Origin of the sequence: Streptomyces globisporus (genome assembly GCF_003501885.1) — a bacterium.
In the GTDB taxonomy this organism is placed as follows: Bacteria; Actinomycetota; Actinomycetes; order Streptomycetales; family Streptomycetaceae; genus Streptomyces; species Streptomyces globisporus_D.
The window spans coordinates 1-2,328 of record NZ_QWFA01000378.1 but is presented as its reverse complement, the minus strand read 5'-3'; the positions used below and the strand labels follow the sequence as shown (position 1 = coordinate 2,328).

Annotated in this window: 1 protein-coding gene and 1 pseudogene; both read left to right on the top strand. The window is 74.5% G+C overall.

Features of this window, described 5'->3' with window-relative positions; all coding sequences use genetic code 11:
- Window positions 1-155: 155 nt before the first annotated feature.
- Window positions 156-1,661 (top strand): annotated as a pseudogene (locus D3105_RS33705) (glycoside hydrolase family 13 protein); the annotation flags it as partial.
- Window positions 1,662-1,724: 63 nt separating this feature from the next.
- Window positions 1,725-2,328, top strand: a 604-nt coding sequence (locus D3105_RS35665; RefSeq protein WP_240647129.1) for a lysophospholipid acyltransferase family protein, incomplete at its 3' end; no start/stop codon positions are given.

Below are 2,328 nucleotides of genomic sequence, written 5' to 3'. Positions count from 1 at the left end.
CGGTGGCGCAGCCACCCAGGACCCGCCGCCGTCCCCGGCCTTCCCGCCCCGCTCCGGGGCGGCGGCGCCAGACCCGCCAGCTCCCTCGCTCCTCCCTGTCGCGCGGACCGGCCCACCCCGCCGGCGACCGCGCCCGCCCGAAAGGAACCCGCCTTATGGAAGGCAGCCAGCCCGCCGCCGACGACTGGTGGCGCTCGGCCGTCATTTACCAGGTCTACGTCCGCAGCTTCGCCGACGGCGACGGCGACGGAACCGGCGATCTGACGGGCGTACGGTCCCGGCTGCCCTACCTGGCCGAACTCGGCGTCGACGCGCTCTGGTTCACCCCCTGGTACCTGTCGCCGATGGCGGACGGCGGATACGACGTCGCCGACTACCGGGCCATCGACCCCGCCTTCGGCAACCTCGCCGAGGCCGAGAAGCTCATCGCCGAAGCCCGCGAGGCAGGCATCCGCACCATCATCGACATCGTCCCCAACCACGTCTCCGACCAGCACGTCTGGTTCAAGGCGGCACTCGCCGCGGGCCCCGGCAGCCCGGAGCGCGAACTCTTCCACTTCCGCCCCGGCCGCGGCGCACACGGCGAACTGCCCCCCAACGACTGGGAGAGCGAGTTCGGCGGGGTGCCCTGGACCCGCGTCGAGGACGGCGAGTGGTACCTCCACCTGTTCGCCACCGAGCAGCCCGACCTCAACTGGGCGCACCCCGCCGTACGCCAGGAACACGAGGACGTCCTGCGCTTCTGGTTCGAGAGAGGCGTCGCCGGGGTGCGCATCGACTCCGCCGCCCTCGTCGCCAAGGACCCGGCCCTCCCCGACCTCGCAGGACACCAGGGGCCCCACCCGTACGTCGACCGTGACGAACTGCACGACATCTACCGGAGCTGGCGGGCCATCGCCGACGAGTTCGGCGGCATCTTCGTCGGCGAGGTCTGGCTGCCCGACGCGGAGCGCTTCGCCCGCTACCTCCGCCCCGACGAACTGCACACCGCCTTCAACTTCACCTTCCTCAGCTGCCCCTGGGACGCCGGGCTGCTGCGCCGCGCCATCGACGACACCCTCGCCGAACACGCCCCCGTCGGCGCCCCCGCCACCTGGGTCCTCTGCAACCACGACATCACCCGCACCGTCACCCGATACGGCCGCAAGGACACCGGATTCGCCTTCACGGCCAAGGCGTTCGGCATCCCCAGCGACCTGGAGCTCGGCACCCGCCGCGCCCGCGCCGCCGCCCTCCTCTCGCTCGCCCTGCCCGGCTCGGTCTACCTCTACCAGGGCGAGGAACTGGGCCTGCCCGAGGCCGACGTACCGCTGGACCGCATCCAGGACCCCATGTACTTCCGCTCCCAGGGGCGGGCCCCCGGCCGCGACGGCTGCCGCACCCCGCTGCCCTGGGCGACCGGCGAACCCTTCGCAGGCTTCGGCTCCACCGTGGAACCCTGGCTTCCGCTGCCCGCCGACTGGCCGTCCCGCGCCGCCGACCTCCAGGACCGGGACCCCGGCTCCATGCTGGCCCTCTACCGAGAGGCCCTCCGGCGACGGCGCTCCCTGACCGCCCTGCACACCGAACCGCTGCGCTGGCTGAGCGAGGAGCCCGGGCTCCTCGTGTTCGCCCGCGGCGGGCACCTGGTCTGCGCCGTCAACCTCGCCGAACACCCCGCACNCCCAGGCGGCCTGAGTATCCGCACTCAGGCCTCCGGCTTCGCCCGCCACGACGATGAGGGCGTGGCGGGCGAAGCCGGGAAGGCGGGCCCGGCACCGCACCGCCGTCCACCGGGACGGCCGCGCCCGCCGGCCCCAGGGAGAACCGTGCTCAGCCGCATCGCCGCCGCCGTCGTCCCCTCGCTCGGACGCCTCACCGTCACGTCCGACCACGCCACGGCTCCCGCCGCCGGCAGCATCATCGTCGCGAACCACACCTCCCTTGCCGACCCCGGCATCGTCCTCGCCGCACTGCTGCGCCTCGGCGTCGAACCCGTCGTCATGGCCACCGCGGGCCTGTGGCGCATCCCGGTCCTCGGCCGCCTCCTGGAGCAGGGCGGCCACGTGCCCGTCCACCGCAACACCCACCGGGCGGCGGGCTCCCTCGACGCGGCCGCCGACGCGCTCAGGGACGGCCGCCATCTGCTCATCTACGGCGAAGGGCGACTCCCCTGCCGCCTGGACGCGGCCGAGGCCCCGCCGGAGGGCTTCCGCAGCGGCCTCGCCCGCCTCGCGCACGCCTCCGGGGCACCCGTCGTGCCGCTCGGCCAGGCGGGCGCCCGCCGGGTGACCTCGGGCCGGTGCGTCAAGCAGATCTCCGGGCTCCTCACCGCCCCGGCCCGCGGCC